The sequence below is a fragment of the uncultured Candidatus Thioglobus sp. genome, assembly GCF_963981275.1.
Lineage (GTDB): Bacteria > Pseudomonadota > Gammaproteobacteria > PS1 > Pseudothioglobaceae > Thioglobus_A.
The window spans coordinates 18220-42598 of the sequence record NZ_CAXCCZ010000008.1 but is presented as its reverse complement, the minus strand read 5'-3'; the positions used below and the strand labels follow the sequence as shown (position 1 = coordinate 42598).

Annotated in this window: 24 protein-coding genes and 1 pseudogene; 4 read left to right on the top strand and 21 right to left on the bottom strand. The window is 39.9% G+C overall.

Annotated features, from left to right (window positions below; all coding sequences use genetic code 11):
* Positions 1-332: 332 nt before the first annotated feature.
* From ABNR88_RS02480 to ABNR88_RS02460, 5 genes are all read right to left on the bottom strand, one after another.
* A complete protein-coding gene (locus ABNR88_RS02480) occupies positions 333-851 on the bottom strand; it encodes a hypothetical protein (protein WP_291927381.1) in 519 nt (172 codons plus the stop codon).
* A gap of 119 nt (positions 852-970) precedes the next feature.
* On the bottom strand, positions 971-2221 hold the full coding sequence (gene icd, locus ABNR88_RS02475; protein WP_291927384.1) for an NADP-dependent isocitrate dehydrogenase: 1251 nt from the start codon (positions 2219-2221) through the stop codon (positions 971-973).
* A 20-nt stretch (positions 2222-2241) separates the two neighbouring features.
* Complete coding sequence (gene rimI, locus ABNR88_RS02470) at positions 2242-2634, bottom strand: ribosomal protein S18-alanine N-acetyltransferase (protein WP_291927494.1); 393 nt, start codon at positions 2632-2634, stop codon at positions 2242-2244.
* A 28-nt stretch (positions 2635-2662) separates the two neighbouring features.
* Positions 2663-4156, bottom strand: coding sequence for a threonine ammonia-lyase, biosynthetic (gene ilvA, locus ABNR88_RS02465; RefSeq protein WP_291927498.1), 1494 nt, complete (start codon positions 4154-4156; stop codon positions 2663-2665).
* On the bottom strand, positions 4140-4901 hold the full coding sequence (locus ABNR88_RS02460) for an HAD family hydrolase (RefSeq protein ID WP_291927387.1): 762 nt from the start codon (positions 4899-4901) through the stop codon (positions 4140-4142). Before ABNR88_RS02460 ends, ilvA begins: the two co-directional genes overlap by 17 nt.
* Positions 4902-4992: 91 nt before the next feature.
* Between ABNR88_RS02460 and dksA the strand changes: the two genes are divergently transcribed.
* Complete coding sequence (gene dksA / locus ABNR88_RS02455) at positions 4993-5403, top strand: RNA polymerase-binding protein DksA (RefSeq protein WP_291927390.1); 411 nt, start codon at positions 4993-4995, stop codon at positions 5401-5403.
* A 220-nt stretch (positions 5404-5623) separates the two neighbouring features.
* Here dksA and thiL read toward each other — a convergent pair whose 3' ends face one another.
* From thiL to cgtA, 8 genes and pseudogenes are all read right to left on the bottom strand, one after another.
* Positions 5624-6553, bottom strand: coding sequence for a thiamine-phosphate kinase (gene thiL / locus ABNR88_RS02450; RefSeq protein WP_291927394.1), 930 nt, complete (start codon positions 6551-6553; stop codon positions 5624-5626).
* Positions 6550-7056, bottom strand: a complete 507-nt coding sequence (locus ABNR88_RS02445) for a hypothetical protein (RefSeq protein ID WP_291927397.1) — start codon at positions 7054-7056, stop codon at positions 6550-6552. Before ABNR88_RS02445 ends, thiL begins: the two co-directional genes overlap by 4 nt.
* A 50-nt stretch (positions 7057-7106) precedes the next feature.
* Positions 7107-7685: an NfuA family Fe-S biogenesis protein gene (locus tag ABNR88_RS02440; RefSeq protein WP_291927400.1), complete on the bottom strand. Its 579-nt coding sequence runs from the start codon at positions 7683-7685 to the stop codon at positions 7107-7109.
* 2 nt (positions 7686-7687) lie between these two features.
* Positions 7688-8527, bottom strand: a complete 840-nt coding sequence (panC, locus tag ABNR88_RS02435; protein ID WP_348669933.1) for a pantoate--beta-alanine ligase — start codon at positions 8525-8527, stop codon at positions 7688-7690.
* Positions 8527-9309 (bottom strand): 3-methyl-2-oxobutanoate hydroxymethyltransferase, encoded by a 783-nt coding sequence (gene panB / locus ABNR88_RS02430; protein WP_348669931.1) that lies wholly within the window; start codon positions 9307-9309, stop codon positions 8527-8529. Before panB ends, panC begins: the two co-directional genes overlap by 1 nt.
* Complete coding sequence (gene folK / locus ABNR88_RS02425; RefSeq protein WP_291927409.1) at positions 9306-9779, bottom strand: 2-amino-4-hydroxy-6-hydroxymethyldihydropteridine diphosphokinase; 474 nt, start codon at positions 9777-9779, stop codon at positions 9306-9308. The genes panB and folK overlap by 4 nt, the downstream gene beginning before the upstream one ends.
* Before the next feature lie 5 nt (positions 9780-9784).
* Positions 9785-10543: pseudogene (proB, locus tag ABNR88_RS02420) on the bottom strand (glutamate 5-kinase); the annotation flags it as partial.
* Positions 10536-11549 (bottom strand): Obg family GTPase CgtA, encoded by a 1014-nt coding sequence (gene cgtA / locus ABNR88_RS02415; protein WP_291927411.1) that lies wholly within the window; start codon positions 11547-11549, stop codon positions 10536-10538. The gene cgtA and the pseudogene proB, both read right to left, overlap by 8 nt.
* 43 nt (positions 11550-11592) lie before the next feature.
* Between cgtA and waaA the strand changes: the two genes are divergently transcribed.
* Positions 11593-12843: a lipid IV(A) 3-deoxy-D-manno-octulosonic acid transferase gene (waaA, locus tag ABNR88_RS02410; protein ID WP_291927415.1), complete on the top strand. Its 1251-nt coding sequence runs from the start codon at positions 11593-11595 to the stop codon at positions 12841-12843.
* On the opposite strand, the gene ABNR88_RS02405 is transcribed toward waaA, so the two are convergent.
* Both ABNR88_RS02405 and thiC read right to left on the bottom strand, forming a co-directional pair.
* Positions 12836-13261 carry a potassium channel family protein gene (locus tag ABNR88_RS02405; RefSeq protein WP_291927418.1) on the bottom strand — a complete coding sequence of 142 codons (426 nt, stop codon included), beginning with the start codon at positions 13259-13261 and terminating at the stop codon, positions 12836-12838. The genes waaA and ABNR88_RS02405 overlap by 8 nt on opposite strands.
* A 295-nt stretch (positions 13262-13556) precedes the next feature.
* Positions 13557-15425 (bottom strand): phosphomethylpyrimidine synthase ThiC, encoded by a 1869-nt coding sequence (gene thiC / locus ABNR88_RS02400; protein WP_348669928.1) that lies wholly within the window; start codon positions 15423-15425, stop codon positions 13557-13559.
* A gap of 39 nt (positions 15426-15464) precedes the next feature.
* Here thiC and hemB point away from each other — a divergent pair, with 39 nt between their 5' ends.
* Entirely contained in the window at positions 15465-16454 is a 990-nt protein-coding gene (hemB, locus tag ABNR88_RS02395; RefSeq protein WP_291927424.1) for a porphobilinogen synthase, read from the top strand.
* Between the two features lie 90 nt (positions 16455-16544).
* Positions 16545-17261 (top strand): hypothetical protein, encoded by a 717-nt coding sequence (locus ABNR88_RS02390; RefSeq protein ID WP_291927425.1) that lies wholly within the window; start codon positions 16545-16547, stop codon positions 17259-17261.
* Positions 17262-17269: 8 nt separating this feature from the next.
* On the opposite strand, the gene acs is transcribed toward ABNR88_RS02390, so the two are convergent.
* The 6 genes from acs to ABNR88_RS02360 form a co-directional block, all read right to left on the bottom strand.
* On the bottom strand, positions 17270-19183 hold the full coding sequence (acs, locus tag ABNR88_RS02385) for an acetate--CoA ligase (RefSeq protein ID WP_291927427.1): 1914 nt from the start codon (positions 19181-19183) through the stop codon (positions 17270-17272).
* A 69-nt stretch (positions 19184-19252) separates the two neighbouring features.
* Entirely contained in the window at positions 19253-19948 is a 696-nt protein-coding gene (locus tag ABNR88_RS02380) for an exonuclease domain-containing protein (RefSeq protein WP_291927430.1), read from the bottom strand.
* Complete coding sequence (locus tag ABNR88_RS02375; protein WP_291927433.1) at positions 19945-21777, bottom strand: putative nucleotidyltransferase substrate binding domain-containing protein; 1833 nt, start codon at positions 21775-21777, stop codon at positions 19945-19947. The genes ABNR88_RS02380 and ABNR88_RS02375 overlap by 4 nt, the downstream gene beginning before the upstream one ends.
* A 3-nt stretch (positions 21778-21780) precedes the next feature.
* Entirely contained in the window at positions 21781-22257 is a 477-nt protein-coding gene (locus tag ABNR88_RS02370) for a hypothetical protein (RefSeq protein WP_348669925.1), read from the bottom strand.
* 71 nt (positions 22258-22328) lie between these two features.
* Positions 22329-24041: a sodium:solute symporter family protein gene (locus tag ABNR88_RS02365; RefSeq protein ID WP_291927438.1), complete on the bottom strand. Its 1713-nt coding sequence runs from the start codon at positions 24039-24041 to the stop codon at positions 22329-22331.
* Positions 24042-24057: 16 nt separating this feature from the next.
* On the bottom strand, positions 24058-24312 hold the full coding sequence (locus tag ABNR88_RS02360) for a DUF4212 domain-containing protein (protein ID WP_291927441.1): 255 nt from the start codon (positions 24310-24312) through the stop codon (positions 24058-24060).
* Between the last annotated feature and the right edge of the window lie 67 nt (positions 24313-24379).

The window sequence follows — 24379 nt, the reverse complement described above, 5'->3', positions numbered from 1 at the left end:
ATCAATTAATTAATAAACCCTTTCGTAGCAACGTTTTTTGGTAATAAAAAATATTGAAAAAAATGAAAATATCGAGAATTTAGATCAAAATACAGCTAAATCTAGGCAAATAACTTGATTTTGACCGATAAAAAACGCGTTTTTATTCAAAAAAGTAGATATTTATCAAGAATAATCAGCTACTTTATAAAATATGGCAAATTATGCATTTGACTAATTCTAAGTTTTTTGATGGCTAGAATTAATACATATATATAGGTTGTTAATAATAGACTAAATTTTAGACATAAAAAAACCAGCTCGAAAGCTGGTTTTTATACTAAGCGTTTTGACTATTGACTTCTACTGTCTGCAGAAGAAGCTGCTTTAGCGTCTGCATAACCTTTAGAGTATGCATCAGCTTGGCCTTTAGCAAAACCATCAGCCGCACCTTTAGCGTATGCATCAGCTTGTGCCTTAGCATTAGCAGAAGCAGCGCCAGCATACTGACCGTCTGTAGTAGCGTTAGAAACGTTGCCAGTCTTGTTCTTATTGTTGTAATGGAAACCCCAATCAGAATCATTGTTCATGTTGTTATTGTTGGCGAATGGACCCATGTTTTGAGCGCCGTTAAACGGACCCATGTTTGAACCACCATTAAAAGGACCCATGTTCTGACCACCCGTAAACGGACCCCAGTTATTGCCACCATTAAAAGGACCCATGTTTGAACCACCATCGAAAGGACCAAAGTTGCTCATGCCGTTTGAGTTGCCCCAACCGTTGTTACCGCCGTTGTTACCAAAAAAAGCTGAAGCTGAAGCAGCTGCCATAATTGTAGCGACTGCTACTACTTTTGTTACATTTTTCATTATTTCTCCTCTAAGAGTTATTTTAATATATTGATTACAAAGCAAATAAATTAATGTCTACTTATAACTCATAATACGCCACTCTAGTTACTTTGCAACACTATTAGTAGAGGTTAATACTATGATATAGAATCAATCAGCGCGTCGCCAAATTCTGAACATGATAATAAAGTCGCACCATCCATAAGTCGCTCAAGATCGTAAGTGACTGTCTTGTTTTGAATGACAACTGACATCGCCTCTAAAATTTTATCTGCTGCTTCAGTCCAACCCATGTGTCTTAACATCATTTCTGCAGATAGGATAATAGAACCAGGATTAACTTTATTCAAGCCCGCATATTTAGGTGCTGTACCATGAGTTGCCTCAAAGACGGCTGTTGTGTCTGATAAGTTTGCACCTGGTGCAATACCAATACCACCCACTTGAGCTGCAAGCGCATCAGATACGTAATCACCATTTAGATTAAGTGTGGCAATCACAGAGTACTCATCAGGTCGTAATAAGATTTGTTGCAAGAAGGCGTCAGCAATAACATCTTTAACGGTAATAACTGTACCCGTTTTAGGGTTGGTAAATTCACACCATGGACCATCGCCCAAAACTTGAGCGCCAAACTCTTCTCGAGCTAACTGATAACCCCAATCTCTAAAACCACCTTCGGTGAATTTCATGATATTACCCTTGTGCACAAGTGTGACGGAGTCTTTGTCGTTATCAACTGCATATTGGATCGCTGCGCGAACCAAGCGATCTGTACCCTCTTTAGAAACGGGCTTAATTCCGATTCCTGAGGTTTCTGGAAAACGGATTTTAGTCACTCCCATTTCATCTTGCAAAAAGTCGATTAGTTTTTTTACTTCTTTTGTGCCTGATTGATACTCAATACCGGCATAGATATCTTCAGAGTTTTCTCTAAAGATTACCATATCAACTTTTTCAGGCGCTTTAACAGGTGTCGGCGTGCCGGTAAAGTATTGCACTGGACGCTGACAAATAAACAAATCAAGATCTTGACGAATGGCAACGTTCAAAGAACGCATACCGCCACCAACTGGTGTTGTTAGTGGACCCTTAATAGATACACCAAATTCTTGAATAGCGTCTAATGTTTCTCGAGGCAAGTATTCCCCGTAAATTTCATTAGCCTTTTCACCGGCATAAATATCCATCCATTGGATTGATTTTTCACCGTTGTAGGTTTTTTCAACCACACTATCAATGACTTTTTTCATCACTGGAGAGACATCAGAGCCAATACCATCACCTTCAATATAAGTAATAATTGGACGATTTGGAACTTGAATAGCGCCATTGTCAAAAGTAATTTTTTCGCCATTTTCTGGCACTTGAATGTGTTGATAACCCATGTTCACCCTCTAGTGTTTTGTTAAATAAGTAGATGTAGTATTTTAGCATCCTCAAGGTTCGAGTAGTATTTTTCGCGCGTATCAATCCATTCGAAGCCGTATTGCTGATAAAAGTGAATAGCTGAAACATTAGACACCCTAACCTCCAACAAAATAGCGTGCACCTTATTCTTGTCTAATCGTTGCAACAACTCGTCTAGCAGGCTTTTTCCCAAGTTTTGTCGTTGGAGATTTGGGTGAATGGCGATATTCAAAATATCAACAAAATCGATTGACTCTAATGCCAGTAAATATCCCACTATATGATTATTATGTAGAATTACTCGCGTCGTTATGGCTGGATTTTCAAACGCATCAAGGAATTTTTGCTGACTCCAGGGTGTTGTAAATGCACACCTCTCAATCGCTAATATTTCTGCTATATCTTGAGGTGTTGCATCTCTAAAGGAAGTATTGATAGGCCTTGTTGTCGGTTTCGTTTTGGTAGAAATAGCCTAATTCATCAAAGCTTTGCTCTAGCTTAGTAACATCTTGGGCTTGCAAGCCAATTAATACACGTCCAAAATCAGCACCATGATTACGATAATGAAATAGGGTTATGTTCCAATGACTGCCAATTTTTTTCAAGAAATTTAACAAAGCGCCGGGGCGCTCTGGAAATTCAAATCGATAGAGTACTTCGTGCTCGCAATTACTACGTCCACCAACCATATAACGAATATGAGTTTTGGCAATGGAGTTATCACTCATATCTAAGACATCAAACGAGTCAGACAAACGCCCTAATAGTGCTTGTTTTTCACTCAGACCTTCATTGAGCGAAACACCAACAAAGATTCGCGCCTGGGTATCCGAGCCATAACGATAATTAAACTCGGTAATCGAATGATCTTCTAGCATTTGGCAAAACTTCAAAAAACTACCAGGCTTTTCATCAATCGTCACAGCGATAATGGCTTCATTGTGTTCACCAATATCAGCGCGCTCTGAAATATAGCGCAGACGATCAAAATTAACATTGGCGCCTGAGACTACAGAAACTAAGCGTTCACCTGTTAAGTTGTGAGTTTCAACATACTTCTTGATGCCTGCTGTTGCGAGCGCTCCAGCAGGTTCTGATATGGAGCGGACATCTTCATAAATATCTTTAATGGCCGCGCAGATCTCATCATTACTCACTAGGATGACTTCATCAACCACTTGTTTGGCAATTTCGAAAGTTTTTTCACCAATCTGCTTAACCGCAACCCCATCAGCAAAACGACCCACTTCTGGCAGAATAACTCGTTTGTTTTGTTTTAATGCTTCATATAGCGTTGGCGAATCTTGAGGCTCAACACCAATCACTCGAATCCTCGGTGCATAATGCTTAAGGTAGGTGGCCATGCCAGCAATCAACCCGCCGCCGCCTACAGGGATAAACACTTTGTCGATATTTTCTAGTTGATTAAGCAGCTCTTTGGCAATTGTTGCCTGGCCTGCCATCACTTCGATGTCATCATAAGGATGGATAAAGACTAAGTCCTGCTGTTTTTCAAGTTGCTTGGCATATTGATAAGCATCGTCATACACATCACCATGCAAAACTACCTTGCCGCCCAACTGCTCCACTGCATTTACTTTAATTTTAGGCGTTGATAATGGCATGACAATGATAGAGTCAATGCCGAGTTTCTTGGCAGATAAAGCCACCCCTTGCGCATGATTACCCGCACTTGATGCTACCACTCCCTTGGACGCTTCTTCGGCCGTTAAAGAGGAGATTTTTTGATAGGCACCTCTTAACTTAAAAGCATGAATACTTAACTCATCTTCACGTTTTAAATAGACGTTGTTATTTAGGCGCTCAGAAAGCTGATGTGCACGAGCCAATGGCGTAATTGTTGCCACATCATAGACACGCGTCGCATCTGCTAGTTTAACAATGCTGTGCATGTAGCGCTCGTAAATAGCCAACATCAACAAATGTTGAGGTGGTGGCATCACCCTTGATCATTTCAAAAGGCTGCTCTGCTTCGCCCAAGTTGTTCAAAACAGCGCATGCGCCTTCAAACTCATGAGTGTTGGTGTATTCGTTCACAGTGATCAAAGTTTTTAGCCCGGCCTCAGTCGCAGAAATAATACCGTTATGAGAATCCTCAAAAGCTAAGCACTTATTTGCATCAATATTCATCTGCTCCAGTACGTAAGTATAGATATCTCCAGCCGGCTTAAGATTTGGCACCACATCGCCTGCACCAATCACCTCGAACCAATCCAAAGCCTCTTTACCCAATGTGTTGGCAATTAATGCGTCAACATTCGCAGGCGTGGTGGTGGTGGCAATGGCCAGGCGCAAACCCGCTGCTCTTGCTTCATTAAACAAGCGCTCAACACCTGGGCGCAAAGGCACTGCGCCCTCGTCCATCAAGCGTACGTATATGCTGGTTTTAAGTTTGTGAATTGAGGCAACAAAATTATCCAAATCGTCATGCTGGAATTCGGTGTTATATTTCTTTAAATAATATTTAATGCGTAATTGGCCACCGGTGACATTTAGTAATTCGTGGTAAAGTTCGTTCGACCACTGCCAATCTAGACCCAATTCTTTAAAAGCCAAATTAAAGGCAACCAAATGTCCATCTCTTTCAGTGTTTGCAAGGGTTCCGTCGACATCGAAAATTAGTGCTTCTAGTGTCATAATAGTTTTATAATAAAATATGTTCAAAAATAAATTGCTATTTTAAGTTACTTTAGGTATAAACATATTTTTTTTAAATTAATCTTACATCATGTCACAGACAGACTACCAAGATATTCCTCACTACACACCCAAAAAAGATGAAGAGTTTATGAGCGATGCTCAACTTGATCATTTTAAAAACAAACTCAACACTTGGAGAGATCAATTAGTAAGTGATGCTGAGTCAACTATCAGCCACATTCAAGAAGACTCAACGCCAGTGGCTGATATTAATGATCGCGCCACTTTAGAAGAAGAGTTTGCATTAGAACTCAGAACACGTGACCGTGAGCGTAAATTAATTGGCAAAATTGACAAAACATTGCACATTATTGAAATGGGTGATTATGGCTATTGCAAGACTTGTGGCGCTGAAATTGCCTTTGTTCGCCTAGAGGCTCGCCCTACTGCGGATGAGTGTATTGATTGCAAAACTATTGCTGAGAAGAAAGAAGTCTAATTTTCTGCTTCTTTTATCTTTTTTCTGCGTTAGATTTTAAAATTACTCAGTCATTTAGATTAACTAAACTCCTTTTACCAATTCCAAAATCTGCCTGGGAAAAAGAAAAAATACTTGAAAATTTTGGTTGCTTAAAAAGTGAGTTTTAATTTTCTGCTTCTTTTATCTTTTTTTCCGCATTAGCTTTTAAAATTACTCAGTCATCCAGACGGGTCACCCACTAAAAGTGCTGATAAGACAAGCACTTTTTATCAAAGCCACCCATCCTTTCAATACCCTCATCTTGAGTGATTAAGCCGATAGCACTCAATTTAATATCCAAATCTTCCTCGATCTTTTTTAGTTTGCTTAAATTTTCTGGTGCAACACTAAAGCACAACTCGTAGTCATCGCCACCGGCCAATGCCAAGCACCAGTCTTGGCTTTTTTCAATATGAGTTTGCATCTCAATGCCAAGTGGAATATCAGATAAATTAATTCGTGCACCTACATTTGAGCGTTTAAGAATGTGAGTAAGATCTTGCTCTAAGCCATCAGAAATATCAATACAAGCATTAGCAATTCCAACTAACGCACAGCCCAATTGCACCTGTGGATCAGGCCTATTAAACTGGCTTAAAAGCTGTTCACTAGGTTTGATATTTTGCTGAATTTTCCACAAAGCAAGAGCTGCATCTCCAATTGTATTGGAAACAAAAATAACATCTCCAACTTGAGCTGATGATCTCAATAAGGCTTTATTTTTTTTAACAACCCCAGTTACATTAATACTAATACTTAGCTGACCTTTGGTTGTATCGCCACCCACCAAGGTGATATTATATTGATTGGCCAAGGTTTTAAGCGCATTGGAAAATTCCTTTAGCCAGCTTTCGTCAAATTCAGGCAGGGTTAGGGCCAGTGTAAAGTACTCGGGTGTTGCCCCCATGGCAGCCAAATCGCTTAGGTTAACTGCCAGCGCTTTATGTGCAATATCAGCAGCCGAGGTATTTTTAGGAAAATGCACCCCTTCAATCAGGGTATCGACACTGGTGGCTAACTGAGAGTTACTATCTATTGTAATTAGTGCACAATCATCACCAACACCAATGACATCTGGGTTTGAACCAGTCCAATTGAAATATTTTTCAATTAGTTCGAATTCATTCATTGAGGGTATTTTTGAGCAAATTTTTGCTCCACTTCCCCGCGACCCGCATTAAACATAGAACCTGATCCAAGTACCGCAGAAATTAACACCGAGAAGAACAAGGGCACGGTACCTAGTAGTGTCAAAATTGAGCCAGTAATGCTGGTGCCGTCCATACTATTAGCGCCACTGTCACCAATCAATAATCCTAATGAGGTAATGAGTATATAAAACACATAAGCAGAGACTAAAATTTTGTAACGATTAAGCGACATTTGCCAATGCAAATAAACCAAATATGCATCATTTTTTTTGGCTTTTTTGGTGCGTAAATAGGTATAAATAATAACACCTGTAGAAACAACAATTGTTAGTCCAATGGCAATGTTCATACTGGTGTTAAGCAGCTTTATCAGCCCAAGTGTGCCAATGATGTGAATAAGAATAGTATTAATGGTGAATAGTTCGTGCGCAGCCTTGGCAGCCTTTCGCTCTTGTTCAGTTGCATCTATTTTTATAATCATACCGACTAGTTTACACCATATAAATTCAAGGCTAGCGCCTTGCCTATTTTTTACATATAGGCGTTATCTGTTTGAGAGTGATCAGTAACATCGCGTACTGATTTTATTTCTGGAAAACGCCCTCTAAGCTGCGCTTCAACGCCCTGCTCTAAAGTTGCCTTAACTGAAGAGCAGCCCTGACAACCGCCACCAAAATTAAGAATAACATCTTTATCTTCGGTAATTTCAACCAAGTCAACAAAGCCACCATGTGATGCAAGCCCCGGGCTAATTTCAGCAGCCAAAACGTATTTGATTCTTTCCTCTAATGGCGCATCCGCCTTTGGCTCTTCGCCTTTAGCATTAGGTGCAGTAATGGTAAGTTTTTTACCGGCACCTTCGTCTTTTAGAGCAACTTCTGACTCTTCCAAAAAAGGAAAATTAGCTTTATCAATATAGGCAAAAAAACCTTTGTATTCAAATTTTTCATAGCTAGGGGTCAAATCTTTGGGATGACAAAAATTAAACGAAACAGTTGCAGCTGGTGTACCTGCACGCGTTACATCAACCTTAAGACCTAATTCTTGATCATCTTGCTGTGCAAATAAATCTGCAACATAATCTTGTGCTTCATCCGTAATACTAAACATGGCTATCCTTTATCAAAAACAATATTATCAATCAAACGAGTTGACCCTAAAAACACCGCACATAATATCGCAATTTGAGCAGTATTGTCAGTAATAGATTTAAGGGTATTAGCATCTAATACAGATAGATACTCTATTTTAAAATCCTGACTTAAGACTGCCTTTGAATGCGCGATAGCGGGTGCTAATGCTTCACTTGATAAAACCACTTGCTTTAGCTGTGTTAATACTTGGTATATTTTTGTGGCGATCTCTTGCTCTTCTGTAGATAAATACTGGTTTCTAGTACTCATGGCGAGTCCACTATCTTCTCGCACAATATCACCTGATAGAATCTCAATAGGCAGGCTCATTTCTCTCACCATTTGCCTAATAACCAACAACTGCTGATAATCCTTTTGGCCAAAAATAGCCACATCAGGCTTGATAATTTCAAACAATCGATGTACCACTTGAACCACGCCATCAAAATGCCCAGGGCGAGAATCGCTACACAACCCTTGAGACAAACTGCCGGCCTTTAAGTGACTCTCAAATCCGTCTGGATAAACTTGCCCTTTATCAGGTGTAAAAACAGCATCAACCTGGCAAGCCTTTAGCTGAATTAGATCCTGCTCCAAGGTGTTTGGATAGTTATCAAAATCTTCATTTTCACCAAATTGTGTAGGATTAACGAAAATACTCACCACGACTTTATCGGCATTTTTTTTGGCCTGATGAGTCAAAGACAAATGTCCAGCGTGAAGCCCACCCATTGTTGGTACAAAGGCAATGGTTTTACCTTGCGCTCTCCACATTGAGACCGCTTCAGCTAGTTGCTGATTATTTACACAAACTTGCATTAGTAACTGTGTTTATCGTTAGGAAAAGTTTGATTTTTAACTGCGTTAATATAGCTTTTAACACCAGACTGTATTGAATCATGGCCAGTCAAAAAGTTTTTAACAAATTTTGGCAAGTGGCCGGTATTAATGCCAAGCATATCGTAACTTACCAAAACCTGTCCATCGCAATTAACACCGGCACCAATGCCAATAGTTGGTATGCTTAATTTGGCTGAAATTTTAGTGGCTAGTGTTTCAGGAACGCACTCAAGAACTAACACTTTCACACCCCAAGATTCTAGTAGCAAGGCATCTTCTAATATTTTATTGGCACCAGCATCGTCCTTGCCTTGCACTTTATAGCCGCCCATCTCAACAACAGATTGTGGCTGCAAACCCAAGTGGCCACAGACTGGAATAGCGCTCTCTTGCAAGATTTTAAAAGAAGCCTCATGCTCAGCACCTCCTTCAAATTTAACCATTTGCGCACCAACACTCATTAAGCGTTTGGCATTTTCTAAGGTTTGCTGAGCATGGGTATAGCTTTGGTAAGGCATATCAGCAATCAATAGCGCATTTTGCATAGATTTTGCAACGGCTTGCGTATGGTAAATCATATCTTCCATGCTAACGCCCAAGGTATTTTCCCCACCTTGGATTACGTTACCCAGGGAGTCACCCACCAGAATCATATCCACACCACACGCATCAAACAACTTAGCAAATGAGGCGTCATACGCTGTTAGGCAGGTGATCTTTTCACCATTTTTCTTAAAGGATTGTAATGCTGATAATTTCATAATCTTGTTAATTGATACTCACCCAACTTCTCAATAAGCTCTTGAATAGGGCCAAGTACCGGCACTTTTAAATCCTGCTCAAGCTCAGCCAAAGGAATCAGTACAAAAGCTCGATTCATCATTTCAGGATGAGGAATGACTAATTGCTTGGAGGCAACCACTTGAACGCCATAGATAATAATATCCAAATCAATGGTTCTAGCACCCCATTTTTGAGCACGCTCACGATGCTGATCAGTTTCTATAGCTTGGCAAACATGGAGCAATTCTAATGGGGTTAAGTGTGTACTCACCTGGGCGATTGCATTTATATAATCAGGCTGATCTGAATTGTCTACGGGTGGCGATTGATACAAACTTGAAAGGTTAACCACCTCCACATCTTTAGCACTGTGCAGTGCCATCACCGCAGTTTTAATCTGCTGTTTTGGGTGATCAAGGTTTGACCCAAGTCCGATATAAGCTAGCAATGGACTAACGTCCCAACACGCTCACCAGCGCCTAATTTAATTAAAACATTATCCTGTCTGCCCGAGGCAATTACAGTATTGGTTTTTGAGCGGGAAGCTGTTTTGGCAGCGAGCACTTTGGTATACATGCCACCTGAACCTAATGAGCCACCTGTTCTGCCCGCAACTCTTGATAATTTTTCATCATCAACTTGAATTTTCTCAATCAGCTCAGCCTTTGCATTTTTTCTAGGATCAGCATCATAAACACCGCCTTGATCTGTCAAAATAACCAGCTGAGTAGCGCCAACTAAATTTGCCACCAATGCCGCCAAAGTATCGTTATCGCCAAATTTAATCTCTTCGGTAGCCACTGTATCGTTTTCGTTAATGATCGGCACCGTGCTTAACTCAAGCAGCGCATTCAATGTAGCTGAGATGTTATCACTTTGCTGCTTATTGGCTAGGTTGTCGTGGGTTAGGAGTATTTGCGCAGTATGAATAGCATGCTTAGCAAATAAGGATTCATAAGCTTGCACCAAGCCCATTTGCCCAACAGCAGCAGCCGCCTGAAGTTGGTGAATATTCTCAGGACGAGCCTCCCAGCCTAGACGCTTAATACCCTCTGCAATCGCACCACTCGAAACCAAGATAACTTCAATCCCTTGACTTTTTAGGTGCACAATTTGCTCAACCCAAGCGCTAATTGCACGCTTATCCAAACCCTGACCATCATTGGTCAGTAGTGCTGATCCGATTTTAACCACCCATCTTTGTTTACTCATTGTTATTATTTTTAACCAACTTAAACAAACCTTCAACCAAATCTTTACAGCCTAGGCCGTTAAGTGCTGAAATATTATAAAATTCTCCCTGATAGTTGATTTCTTTTAACAAGCGACTAACAATTTCAGTGCGATCATCTTCAGGCATTAAATCCATTTTATTAATAGCTAACATTCTCGGCTTATCGGCTAATTCTGGATCATATTTTCTTAACTCTTTTTCAATGGTTAAAAAGTTTTTAGCAGGATCTGATCCGTCTGCTGGCAAAATATCCAAAACGTGCAACAAAGCTTTAGAGCGAGATAGATGTTTTAAAAATTCAAAACCCAAACCCACACCTTCACTGGCATCTTCGATCAAGCCTGGAATATCAGCCATGACAATATGCTCATCGTAATAAGACACCACGCCTAATGAAGGATGCAAGGTAGTAAATGGGTAATCCGCTACTTTAGGACGAGCGCTGGAAATCTGACGAATTAGACTTGATTTACCTGCGTTGGGCATACCAAGCAGACCGATATCAGCCATCACATTCATCTCTAGGCCAATTTCACGCGCCTCGCCTAGCGAGCCGGGTGTGGTCTTACGCGGTGCACGATTAATACTAGATTTAAAACGCGTATTGCCTAGCCCATGAAAACCACCCTTGGCCACCAAAATAACTTGCTCGTGCTCAATCATTTCACCAATTAGCTCGTCGGTTTCTAAATCGTAGATTTTAGTGCCGAGTGGAATCTCCACGGTTAAATGATCGGCTGATTTTCCACGCTTATTTTGGCCCGATCCAGGCTGACCATTTTTTGCTCTAAAAAGACGATTAAAGCGGAATTCACTTAGGGTGTTAAGACTCTCTTGGCCACGGAAATACACGTGCCCGCCATCACCGCCATCACCGCCATCTGGACCGCCATCTGGAATATATTTTTCTCGACGAAAGCCCAAGCAACCCGCCCCTCCTTTTCCAGCTTCAATACGAATACTGGCAGAATCAACAAACTTCATAAAAAACCGCTAAAATACAATAAAGCTATTATACCACCGACAAATGAATCGAACCCTATACAGCCTAGTTGGATATTTATTATTACCGATTTTAATTATTCGGTTATTTGTGAAATCTATCAAGGCACCTGCCTATCGAAAAAGGATCCACGAAAGACTGGGGTTTATTCAAAAAAACTCCTTGCCTGTCATTTGGATCCATTGTGTTTCAGTGGGTGAATTTAGAGCCTCTATCACGCTGATCGACACTCTAATCAAGCAACATCCAAAGCATAAAATATTAATAACCAGCACCACACCAACCGGCTCTAGTGCGCTTACACATCACTATGGAGATCGAATTCTACATTGCTATTTTCCTTTTGACTTAAGTCCAATTATTAAGCGCTATATTCAGCGCCTAAATCCTGCTTTGTGTATTCTTATGGAAACTGAAATTTGGCCAAATTTAATCCATTCTTTAAAGCAAAACAACATTCCCAGTATTTTAATTAATGCCAGACTCTCAGAGCGATCGTTAAAAAAATATCAAAAATTTGCCCCAAAACTAATCCATCAAACACTTAATAATTTAAGCTTGATAGCCTCTCAAAATCAAAACTCAGCTGATCGTTTTATTCAACTTGGCGCACAAGAAGACAAAGTCGTCAATGCGGGTAATATCAAATTTGATCAAAATCCAAAATCAGACCTACTCACCACCAAAGCCATTAAAAAAATCACCCAAGGGCGGGTTGTAATTACTTTTGCCAGCACCCATTCAGGGGAAGAGGTGCAAATTATCAATAGCTATTTGGCTGTTAAAGAGCAGATTAATGCACTGGTTGTTTTTGTACCAAGACATCCTGAACGATTCAATCAAGTAGAAAAATTAGCTCTTAGCGCTGGTTTGAGTATTGAGCGCCGATCAAGCGCTAGATCAGCCACTCAGGCAGATGTACTACTGGGTGATTCAATGGGTGAAATGATGAGCTATTTCGAAGTGAGCGATATTGTGTTTATGGGAGGAAGCTTGAATGATACGGGCGGGCACAATATGTTAGAGCCGGCCGCTTTATCCAAGCCGATTATTTTTGGCCCTAATGTGTTTAATTTTGCTGAAATTTCTAGTAATTTATTAAATAAAAAAGCCGGCATCCAAGTGCAGGATTCCAAGCAGTTATTTACAGAAATTATGCAATTATTAAACAACCCCGAGCAGTTGGAGTCTTTGGGTGCTAATGCCAAACAATATTTTGACTCTCAACAAGGTGCGGTTAAAAGAATTGCTAAAATCGCTATGGATATTATTTAGCATCCCAATAACGCTGCATCTCATAATACAAAAAAGAAGCGGTCCAAGTGATTAGCACAAAGCCCACCAAGGCCTCCATACCTACTAAAAATCGGATAGAGCCAAAGGGCTCAATATCGCCAAAACCGAGTGTGGTGAAATTTGTAAATGAAAAATAAACACTGTCCATAAACGAGCCGTCATAATTACCTTGTATCTCACCCCAGACCTTATCTTTACTCATTAAAAAATAAGCCAAAGCAAACAGCCATATTTCAACTACATGTGCAATGAGCGCAATAAACACCACCACCACAATTCTAAACCGATGTTTAATTTGAACCCTTGGCACTAAGTTAGTCGCACGATACAAAAACTCATAATGAATCAAAACACTAAGGGTGACAATAATGGTGTTAATTAATGCTGCTAGCCACATACTTAAATATTCTTTATAATTAAAGTGATTATTGTACTTAAGAAATATTGGAAAAAATCAAAATGGACTGTTGCAATTCAAAATCCAATGAAAAACTCCTGTGTTATTGCTTTAACATTAGTGAAAACGCCTATATAAAGGCAATTAAAGCCGGAAAAGGCGCCCTTTTAAAGGATTTCGTGGTGTTTCAGACCAAACACAACTACTGCAATTGCGAAAACCTCAACCCTAGCAAACAATGCTGCCTAAAATCCTTTAAAGCTTTAGAAATTTCCCAAAAAATGAAAATGGATGTTTAAGCACCCTCTTTCATATAAATTTCAGAATCATTCTCTAAAAACTCAGCTGATTTTTGATCCATCTCCACTTGAATGGCATTAATCTTGGCGATTTCTGCCGCGTCCATAGTTTTGATTTCTTGGGTAATTTTCATTGAGCAAAACTTAGGGCCACACATAGAGCAAAAATGCGATGTCTTCGCTGCTTGCTTTGGCATGGTTTCGTCATGATATTTACGCGCTGTATCTGGATCCAAACCTAAGTTAAACTGATCTTCCCATCTAAACTCAAAACGCGCTTTACTTAAAGCGTTATCCCGAATCTGCGCACCCGGATGACCTTTGGCTAGATCGGCTGCATGAGCAGCAATTTTGTAAGCAACAATACCTTCTTTAACATCATCTTGATTTGGCAAGCCTAAGTGCTCTTTAGGGGTTACATAGCAAAGCATGGCACAACCGTACCATCCGATTTGCGCCGCACCAATGGCTGAAGTAATATGATCATAACCCGGAGCAATGTCAGTAGTTAATGGTCCTAGCGTATAAAACGGCGCTTCACCACACTCGTCTAATTGCTTATCCATATTTTCTTTAATCATCTGCATTGGCACGTGTCCAGGGCCTTCGATGAAGGTTTGTACATCATGCTTCCAAGCGATTTTAGTTAGCTCGCCTAGTGTTTCCAACTCGCCAAATTGCGCTGCGTCATTAGCGTCAGCAATACAGCCTGGACGCAAACCATCGCCAAGTGAAAAAGTAATATCGTACTTTTTCATAATTTCACAAATTTCTTCAAAATGCGTATAAATAAAACTTTCAGTATGATGCGCCAAACACCACTTGGCCATAATCGAGCCACCACGAGAAACAATGCCAGTAATACGATCAATGGTTAGTGGTACGTGTTGTAGGCGTACGCCGGCATGAATGGTGAAATAATCCACTCCCTGCTCAGCTTGCTCAATTAGCGTATCTCTAAACACCTCCCAATTAAGATCTTCGGCAATACCATTAACCTTTTCTAAAGCTTGGTAAATTGGCACCGTGCCAATTGGCACTGGAGAATTACGAATAATCCACTCACGAGTTTCGTGAATATTTTTGCCTGTTGAAAGATCCATAATGGTGTCTGCACCCCAGCGAATACCCCAAACCATTTTATCGACTTCTTCTTCAATACTTGAGCCTAAGGCTGAGTTACCAATATTACCATTAATTTTCACCATGAAGTTGCGTCCGATAATCATCGGCTCAGTTTCAGGATGATTAATATTGGCCGGAATCACCGCGCGCCCGCGAGCAACCTCACTACGCACAAATTCAGCAGTAATAACATCCGGGATATCGGCGCCAAAACTTTCGCCTTTTTGTTGGCCGATTTGATCTTTGTAATCTTGCCATTTACAGTTTTCTCGAATGGCAATGTACTCCATTTCAGGGGTGATAATACCTTGCTTGGCATAATGCATTTGGGTGACATTTTTACCTTCTTTGGCACGCTTTGGCGTCTTTAGAAACTCAAAACGCAAAGCGTCTAATTCTGCGTCATCCAGGCGCTCATTTGAAAAAGTTGAGCTCATGCCGTCCAGCGTTTGAGTGTCCGCTCTTTCGTCAATCCAGGCTTCGCGAATATTACTCAAGCCTTTGCGCAAATCAATTTGCACAGTTGGATCGGTATAAACACCCGAAGTGTCGTACACGTGAATGGGGTCATTCTTCTCAGCTAGATCACCAATGGTATCTGTGAGTGTGATTTCACGCATTGGCACCTGAATATCGGCGCGAGAACCCTCAACATAAATCTTATGAGAGTTTGGAAAAGGTTGGATAAACGCCTCTTTGACGCTTGACATGCTGGTTAACGTTTCGTTTGATTGATTCATTGTTGTATAATCGATGAAATTATTAGAATTTAAATTAAGATGACAATTTTAACCCATAGACCACGTCGTATGAGAAAACACGCATATACCCGTGAATTAATGCGTGAAAACACCCTAAGCACCGATGACTTAATCTTTCCACTCTTTGTAATTGAGGGCGACAACAAGCGCGAAAGCATTGATTCTATGCCTGATATCGAGCGTTTAAGTGTTGATCAATTATTGCTAGAAGCTCAAGAATTGGTTGATTTAGGCATTCGCGCCGTGGCTTTATTTCCAGTTGTACCTAATGAGAAAAAATCTTTAGATGCACAAGAAGCTTACAATCCAGATGCACTCGCACAGCGTGCTGTACGCGCATTAAAGGATAAATTTTCTGAGTTAGCAGTGATTACTGATGTTGCGCTCGACCCATTTACCACGCATGGTCAAGATGGGCTAATTGATGAATCTGGATATGTGCTAAATGATGAAACCGTTGCAGTTTTAGTTAAACAGGCACTTTCTCATGCGCAAGCAGGCAGTGATATTGTTGCGCCTTCAGATATGATGGATGGACGTATTGGTGCAATTCGTGAAGCCTTAGAAGAAAATGGCTTTATTCATACCAAAATCTTAGCTTACTCCGCCAAATATGCATCTAGTTACTACGGTCCGTTTAGGGATGCAGTTGGCTCTGCAAGCAATCTTGGCGCCTCTAGCAAAGAAACTTACCAGATGGATCCTGCCAATTCGGACGAAGCCATGCGTGAAGTTGAACTAGATATTGATGAAGGTGCTGATATGGTAATGATTAAACCTGGCTTACCTTATTTAGACATTGTTTATCGCATTAAGCAAACCTTTGGCATGCCTACTTTTGCTTATCATGTGAGTGGTGAATATGCACAAATTAAGGCGGCCAGTCAAAATGGCTGGATTGATGAGAAAAAAGTCACACTTGAAACTTTGCTTTCTTTTAAACGTGCGGGCAGTGATGCCATTCTGACTTACTATGCCAAACAGGCTGCCAAATGGCTAAAAGAATAATATATTAAAATATAATAATATTCTTATATAGTTCTCAAAATAGTGTATAATGCCTACCTAATTACACCATTTAACGAATGAGAACTGACCATGGAAAACAAATCCCTATTTAGCGCTATTGTTCTAGCTTTTGCATTAATTGCAGGCTATTTTTTTTACAGTGAAAAACTAGATACTTTAGAGCAGGAAGTTGAGGGTATCACTCAAGAGTACAACCAAAAAATAAGCGCTCTTCAGCCAATCGAAAGTTCAAATGACACCTCTAACAATTCAGCACTTGAAGCATTGAATGATCAACTTATCAAAGCGCAATCAGCACTTAAGATTTCACAAGACAAACTCTCTTTAGCAACGAGTAAAACCAGCGTTTTAGGTGATGAAATGTCACAAATGGATGATGCAAGAAATCAAGTCAAATCACTAAAAGGATCTCTGCAATCAGTTGAGAAAAAACTCGACATTTCTGCAGAAAAAATTAGCTACCTTGAGCAAGTTTTTGAAACTCAGAATAAAGCCACTGTTGAGCAAAACATTGCCAGAATCAAAGAACTTAAAGAAACTTCTAGCGGCATCGCAGTAACCGGATTAATTGTACCTGCCATTGGAGTTGCAACCTTAATCTCTTACACAACGGAAGAAATTGGCAACTATTGTGCCAACATTAAAAACACTATTGAGCTTGAAAATCAGGTATTTGGTAAAGTGATTTCTTTAGATGAAAGCATGCAAAACAACTACCACAACCAATGTGAAGTTAGCTTAAAGGACAAAATTAAAAAAGGCTTGAAGAAACTCCAAGCCCGTTAATTTGATTATTAAACGGTTCGATTATTAATCAAATCTTCAACCACCTCTGGCTCCGCCAGGGTGGAGGTGTCACCCAGATTATCAAAATCATTCTCGGCAATCTTTCTTAAGATTCGACGCATAATCTTGCCACTACGTGTTTTTGGCAATCCTGGTGCAAACTGAATTTTGTCTACCAATGCAATTGGGCCAATTTCACTACGCACCAGTTTAACCAGCTCTGTTTTTAATGCATCTGTTGGCTCAACACCACTCATAATAGAAACATAAGCGTAAACACCCTGCCCTTTGATGTCGTGTGGATAACCCACCACAGCAGCCTCTGAAACACTCTCATGTAAGACCAGTGCTGATTCAATCTCAGCTGTACCTAGACGGTGACCTGAGATATTTAAAACATCATCAACGCGTCCAGTAATCCAATAATAGCCATCACTATCGCGCTTAACACCGTCACCAGCAAAATATTTACCCGGGAAAGTTGAGAAGTAAGCCTCCATGAAGCGCTCATGATTATTGTAAAGTGTGCGCATTTGCCCTGGCCAAGATCTAGCTAGTACCAAGATACCTTCCGCTTCACCTTCTAAAATGTCACCCTTTTCATTAACCACTTGCGGCTCAACACCAAAGAAAGGCTTACTTGCCGATCCAGGCTTTAATGCAGTTGCATAAGGCAATGGTAAAATCATATGGCCACCTGTTTCAGTTTGCCACCAAGTGTCAACTACCGGACATTTAGCTTGACCAATTTTATGGTAATACCACTCCCAAGCTTCCGGGTTAATCGGCTCTCCAACTGTGCCCAATATTCTTAAGCTAGAACGGTCAGTTTTTTCAACAAATTCGTCACCTGCACCCATAAGGGCGCGAATAGCAGTAGGTGCCGTATAGAATGTATTAACCTGATGCTTATCAATCACTTGCCAGAAACGTGAAGCATCTGGATAAGAAGGGATACCTTCAAACATAAGAGTAGTTCCGCCATTTGCCAGAGGACCATAAACAATGTAAGAGTGTCCTGTTACCCAACCTACGTCAGCCGTACACCAGTAAATATCGCCTTCTTGATAATCAAATGCATATTTATGTGTCATTGCCGCATAAAGTAAATAGCCGCCTGAAGTGTGCAATACGCCTTTTGGTTTTCCAGTAGACCCTGATGTATAAAGAATAAATAATGGTGTTTCAGCATCGAACGACTCACATGGGCACTCGCTTGGAACATCAGCTACTAAATCATGGTACCAAATATCTTTATCACCCCATTCAACTGAGCCTTTAGTATTTTGCACCACTACTACTTTACTAACACAATCACAACCTTCGACTGCAAGATCAACATTTGACTTAAGTGCTGTTGATCGTCCACCACGCATACCTTCATCAGCAGTAATAACAACATTACATTCAGAATCTAAAATTCGATCTTTAAGGGCCTCTGGTGAAAACCCGCCAAATACTACTGAGTGAATAGCGCCAATACGGGCACATGCTAACATAGCGTAAGCAGACTCAAGGATCATCGGCATATAAATACAAACTCGATCGCCTTTTTTAACACCTAAATTCTTTAAACCATTAGCAAGCTTTGCCACTTCATCGTGTAGTTGTTGATAAGTAACCTTCTGACTCACATCAGGATCGTCGCCTTCCCAAATAATAGCAGTTTGCTTAGCTCTTTGCGGTAAGTGTCTGTCGATACAGTTATAAGCAACATTTAATTCGCCACCCTTGAACCACTCAATTTTTCCTTGGGTGTAATCCACATTAGAGACCTCGTTCCAGTCTTTATCCCAATCTAAGAATTCTTTTGCCTGGGTAGCCCAAAATTCATCTGCATTGTTAATTGAGTCGTTGTACATCAACTCATATTTTTTTTCATCACATAAAGGGGTTTTGTTTGACTGGAGAATTGGATACATAATTAATAGCTAGTTCAAGAAATATAAATTAATAATACCTAAAAACAAATTTTCTAGAAAGCTATTTTCTTAAATTAGGTCTTTCAATTCTATCGTATTAGCATCACCCATATGACTGACTTGGGCTAAAAATAACTCCGCGGTTGAAATGGCATCTTGCATTGCATTATGAGCCTTATATCTTGGTAAATTATATTTCTCTCTTAAAGAAAATAAACGCAGACTTTCAGGTTGAATATAACCTTTAGTATTCATCATCTTTCTATTTTCAATTTTTAAAGTGTCTAACATTCTCATGGGTAAGCAATTAATTTTGTACAATTTTTGACAAGCACAATTAATAAATCTTTTTTCAATATTGTCAAAATGCGCAATCACTACTCGATTATTCATTTCACTAAAAAGCTTATCCATGGCATCATTCAGACCTATTCCCTGACTAAGATCATCATCTGTTAACTGATGAATACTCACATTTTCTTCTGTGAGTGACTGTTCAGGATTAATCAATAAATGCTGACTAGAAGCTGCCAATAAGTGCATATCTTTGATCACAGTGTAACCCATGCTAATAATTTTTTCTTTGGCAGGATTGAGCCCGGTTGTTTCAAAATCAAGCACTAAAAACTCAATATCCTTGATTAGCATTTTTTTATTAATCAAAGGCTTAAGTAGATAATTTCTCAGTGCGGGGGATAAGTTAGACCTTAATAACAACGTTTTTTGGTAATACTTAGGGAATAAGTAATAGGCCAATTTTTTCATAATATGGATGTTTGATACTGAGAACTCATGGCCGATTGCATATTGGAAACAATACCAAATGCATCTTTTAAATGTTTTTGATCCAAAGAGGAAATTTCTTTAGTTGGTACAAAATTATCAATGGATTGTCCATTTTTTATCTGTCTAGATTGATGCTCAATCCTAACCAGATTAATAAACTTATAGGCTTCAATTAAATCACTAACACCTGATTGACTCAAGGCATGAATATCCATCAATTCTCTTAATCTATCTTGCGTATTTATCGCCCTAACACCGTGTGACAACGCATAAACCCGAGAGAAATCGACAATTGGAACAACCCCTTTTCTCTTTAGATCTAGTGTTTTTGCATCTGCGCCATGACGATCTACAATGAAATTTCTAAAAAATCCTAAAGGAGGTGTGTAGTGTTCGGCGTTATGTGCCATGTGCGATTGAAAAATAGTATTTTTTTGCGTGTTGTTTAAAACACCTGACAACATGTCGTCTAAAAGTTCAGGGCTACCATAAATACATTTCAAATCAAAGAATATACTGGCATACATTAACGCTTTCGGATCAGGACTTGATATCCAACTATTATAATAAGAGCGCCAAACAGAAACCGGCTGTCGCCATTTTGGATTGGTTGCCATCACATCCCCGGGGCAGTATACATAGCCACACTCATCTAGACCATCGCTCACATAGGCACTAAGTTTAGAAAAATACTCTCCATGTAGCTTTTCATCATAGTCATCCGACAAGATTAGCAAATTATCCTGGTCAGTATGTGCAATTTGCTCAGATCTAGCAAGAGAGCCTGCAACTACCCAGGCATAAGCGATGGGCGGCTCTCCTAAGAGGGCTTCCGCCTGTTTTAATAACTGCTGATTGATGGAACGGCCAACCGAACTTATTGAATAAGTAATATCATGCTCATCCATATTAGACTCAAAACTATGCTGCAGTAATAGTGGCACTTGCTGGGATATTTTTTTAAGCTCCCCAACTGTTTCTGATACCAGTACTTCGTTAATCAAAAATACCACATTATGGCTTTGCTTTCTCAACAGATCTGCTGCAGTAACCACGCCAACTACTTGATTATTTTTAAGGATGGGAAGGTGTCTAATGTGTGAATTAGCCATTAACAACATCGCCTCAACACCACTTTTATAATGCGCAATTGAGATTGGGTTAGTTGTCATAATATCACTCACCGGAGATGAAACGTCCAGCCCAGTAGCTGCTACTTTTGTACAAAAAGCACGATCAGTCACAATACCACGTAATGTAGTGCCTTCTGTCACCACGACCGAGGTAACATTTTTACTACTCATTAATTGGGCCACATCACGGATACTGGTACTAGGGTCAATTGTATAAGCATCATTTGCTCTGGACATGGATAGTACTGAGTTGTCCAGTAAGCTATTTTGCTTAACAATATTTTGCACCTTGATACTAGACTCCAGGCCAGCATCAACAAAAAAGTGATGAACACTACTCTGCTGCGAGAATAGCTCAAAAAATAGTTTTTTAGGGATTTTGTAATATAGCGTGTCTTCTTGACAGCTGTGCGAATACAAAACTAACTGAGCATTGTATCCAAACCACTGGCGCTCACCTAGAATGGAAAACAACTGCTCATTTTCATCTTCGATTAGTACTGCACCCTTGCGCACCAAATATAGAAAATTGGGCTTAAGAGTTAAAACATGCTTTCTTTTTCGATAGCCTATTTGTATCTCTTTAACCAGAGATTCAAGCTGTGCAGTGGTTGCACTATCAAGTGGCAGTGTCGATTTAAGAAAATCAATAACCTCTAGAGCTTCAATATCCATTATTTAATAGTCTTTATCCTGATAAGTGAAAATAGCCGGTACTTCTGCATAAAAGATACTACCACTTACTGAGATTACAAACTGCAAATAATCAGATCTTCTAACATCCACTAAAGAGCTTTGCCAAAGCTGATTGCCCGCTTCTACCAAGCTCATTAACTCTGGTTGTGAATGCGCACCTTGTTCGCTTACCAAGGCAAACTTAACCTCTTGCAAAGGGGTTTCAGATTTTAAGCGAAAGTGATTATTGCCATATTGCTGTGTGTCAGAAGTGACTAATAACTCTAAATCGCCATTGACTAGATCACAATGGCCACTTTCCCAGCGACAATTAGACTTGGCAAGCATCTTATACAATTGACCATCTTTAGCCTTATGCGGTACTTCAGCGACATAATAATCAACTGCAAAGTAGCTCATAATTGCCAATATGGGGGCAACGATCATAGAGGTGATAACGTGTTTATTTTTAAAAAACATAATTCCCTTATTTTAAATAAAAAAACACCCGGCATTGCCGGGTGTCAAAGTAAAAAACTTAAAAAGTTTTTTTAGTTAGATGCGGGAACACGAATGTTCTCAACCATCTTCTCAACCTCTGCAGGTACTTTAGCTGTACGCGTCATTACAAAGAATGCAACAGCGAAGTTAACCACGGCACCAATAGCACCGAACGCATTAGGCTCAATACCTAAGAACCAGTTCGGATCCATGTCACCCAAGAAAGACGTTGACTTCACAAACATGATACCCTTGTGCTGGAATACATATAACAATGTAATACCAATACCTGACAACATACCTGCAATCGCACCTTCTTTGTTCATCTTCTTAGAGAAGATACCCATCATTAGTGCAGGGAAGATACTTGATGCTGCTAGACCAAAGGCTAGTGCAACTGTACCTGCGGCAAAATCCGGAGGATTAAAGCCGTAGTAACCTGCAATTAAGATGGCACCAATCATTGAGATTCTAGAGTATCTAAGCTCTTCCTTCTCAGTGATATTAGGTCTCCACACACCTTTTAACAAGTCATGTGAAATTGAAGATGCGATAGCTAACAATAAACCAGCTGCTGTCGATAATGCTGCTGCTAAACCACCGGCTGCAACAATTGCAATCACCCAGTTCGGCAAGCCAGCGATCTCAGGATTCGCAAGAACCATGATATCTCTATCAACTTTTACCATTTCATTAGTCTTCTTATCACCTGTGTATGAAATCAAGCCATCGTTATTCTTGTCTTCAAACTTTAATAGACCTGTAGTCTCCCAGTTTTTAAACCAAGAAGGTCGATCAGCATATGCCAAGTTTTGTTCAGCGTTAGGCTGATCAATTGTTTGCATAAGGTTTAATCTTGCCATTGCTGCAACTGCAGGAGCTGTTGTGTAAAGTAGCGCGATAAATACCAAAGCCCAACCTGCAGATTCACGAGCCGCTTTCACTGAAGATACAGTAAAGAATCTCATGATAACGTGCGGAAGACCTGCTGTACCAATCATTAGAGATAGCGTGTAAACAAACATGTTTGTTGTGCTTAATCTAGCTTGCGTGGTGTACTCAGCAAAACCTAGTTGTGTTACCACTTGATCGAGCTTATCTAATAGATAAGTACCATCAGCCATTTCACTACCCAAACCTAATTGAGGAATTGGATTACCCGTAAGCATAAATGAAATAAAGATTGCTGGAATTGTATAAGCAATAATCATAATCACGTACTGTGCAATTTGCGTGTATGTAATACCTTTCATACCACCCATGGTTGCATAGAAAGCTACGATAACCATACCTGATACCAAGCCTGTCTCATAATCCACTTCTAGGAATCTTGAGAATGCCACACCGATACCCTTCATTTGACCAATTACATAAGTAACCGATGCAATGATTAAACAAATAACCGCAACAACACGTGCAGTTTTTGAATAGTATCGATCTGAGATAAACTCTGGCACTGTAAATGCGCCATGCTTCCTTAAGTAAGGCGCAAGTAACATTGCTAGTAGCACATAACCACCAGTCCAACCCATTAAGAATACCGAACCACCGTATCCATAAAATGCAATTAAACCTGCCATCGAGATAAATGACGCTGCACTCATCCAGTCTGCTGCTGTTGCCATACCATTCGCCACAGGATGAATACCGCCACCCGCAACATAAAACTCTTTAGTTGAGCCGGCTCTTGCCCAGAAGGCAATACCTATGTAGATCGCAAAAGTTACGCCTACAAATAAAAACGTTAATGTTTGTAAATCCATATTTTTCTCCCCTTACCTATTTTTCGTCAACGCCAAATTCTTTGTCAATTTTTCCCATGCTTTTTGCATAGTAAAAGACCAAGATTACGAACGTGTAAATTGAGCCTTGTTGTGCAAACCAAAACCCTAGTTTATATCCACCCATTCGGACGGTATTTAAAACATCTACTAGCACAATGCCAAATAGATATGAAACTACAAACCAGATTGATAAGCACTTAACAATAAGTGCAATATTAGCCTTCCAGTAGTTATTATTTTTATCGGCCATTTAGACTCCCCTTTTTGATTAAATCACTGAAAATGATACACACTTTGCTTAACTGAAATCAACTATC

Bases quoted from the DNA above. Each gene is read 5' to 3' on its own strand.
- ABNR88_RS02480 (WP_291927381.1), bottom strand. From the start codon at position 851: ATGAAAAATGTAACAAAAGTAGTAGCAGTCGCTACAATTATGGCAGCT.
- icd (WP_291927384.1), bottom strand. From the start codon at position 2,221: ATGGGTTATCAACACATTCAAGTGCCAGAAAATGGCGAAAAAATTACT.
- ilvA (WP_291927498.1), bottom strand. From the start codon at position 4,156: ATGCACAGCATTGTTAAACTAGCAGATGCGACGCGTGTCTATGATGTG.
- ABNR88_RS02460 (WP_291927387.1), bottom strand. From the start codon at position 4,901: ATGACACTAGAAGCACTAATTTTCGATGTCGACGGAACCCTTGCAAAC.
- dksA (WP_291927390.1), top strand. From the start codon at position 4,993: ATGTCACAGACAGACTACCAAGATATTCCTCACTACACACCCAAAAAA.
- thiL (WP_291927394.1), bottom strand. From the start codon at position 6,553: ATGAATGAATTCGAACTAATTGAAAAATATTTCAATTGGACTGGTTCA.
- ABNR88_RS02445 (WP_291927397.1), bottom strand. From the start codon at position 7,056: ATGATTATAAAAATAGATGCAACTGAACAAGAGCGAAAGGCTGCCAAG.
- ABNR88_RS02440 (WP_291927400.1), bottom strand. From the start codon at position 7,685: ATGTTTAGTATTACGGATGAAGCACAAGATTATGTTGCAGATTTATTT.
- panC (WP_348669933.1), bottom strand. From the start codon at position 8,527: ATGCAAGTTTGTGTAAATAATCAGCAACTAGCTGAAGCGGTCTCAATG.
- panB (WP_348669931.1), bottom strand. From the start codon at position 9,309: ATGAAATTATCAGCATTACAATCCTTTAAGAAAAATGGTGAAAAGATC.
- cgtA (WP_291927411.1), bottom strand. From the start codon at position 11,549: ATGAAGTTTGTTGATTCTGCCAGTATTCGTATTGAAGCTGGAAAAGGA.
- waaA (WP_291927415.1), top strand. From the start codon at position 11,593: ATGAATCGAACCCTATACAGCCTAGTTGGATATTTATTATTACCGATT.
- ABNR88_RS02405 (WP_291927418.1), bottom strand. From the start codon at position 13,261: ATGTGGCTAGCAGCATTAATTAACACCATTATTGTCACCCTTAGTGTT.
- thiC (WP_348669928.1), bottom strand. From the start codon at position 15,425: ATGAATCAATCAAACGAAACGTTAACCAGCATGTCAAGCGTCAAAGAG.
- hemB (WP_291927424.1), top strand. From the start codon at position 15,465: ATGACAATTTTAACCCATAGACCACGTCGTATGAGAAAACACGCATAT.
- ABNR88_RS02390 (WP_291927425.1), top strand. From the start codon at position 16,545: ATGGAAAACAAATCCCTATTTAGCGCTATTGTTCTAGCTTTTGCATTA.
- acs (WP_291927427.1), bottom strand. From the start codon at position 19,183: ATGTATCCAATTCTCCAGTCAAACAAAACCCCTTTATGTGATGAAAAA.
- ABNR88_RS02380 (WP_291927430.1), bottom strand. From the start codon at position 19,948: ATGAAAAAATTGGCCTATTACTTATTCCCTAAGTATTACCAAAAAACG.
- ABNR88_RS02375 (WP_291927433.1), bottom strand. From the start codon at position 21,777: ATGGATATTGAAGCTCTAGAGGTTATTGATTTTCTTAAATCGACACTG.
- ABNR88_RS02370 (WP_348669925.1), bottom strand. From the start codon at position 22,257: ATGTTTTTTAAAAATAAACACGTTATCACCTCTATGATCGTTGCCCCC.
- ABNR88_RS02365 (WP_291927438.1), bottom strand. From the start codon at position 24,041: ATGGATTTACAAACATTAACGTTTTTATTTGTAGGCGTAACTTTTGCG.
- ABNR88_RS02360 (WP_291927441.1), bottom strand. From the start codon at position 24,312: ATGGCCGATAAAAATAATAACTACTGGAAGGCTAATATTGCACTTATT.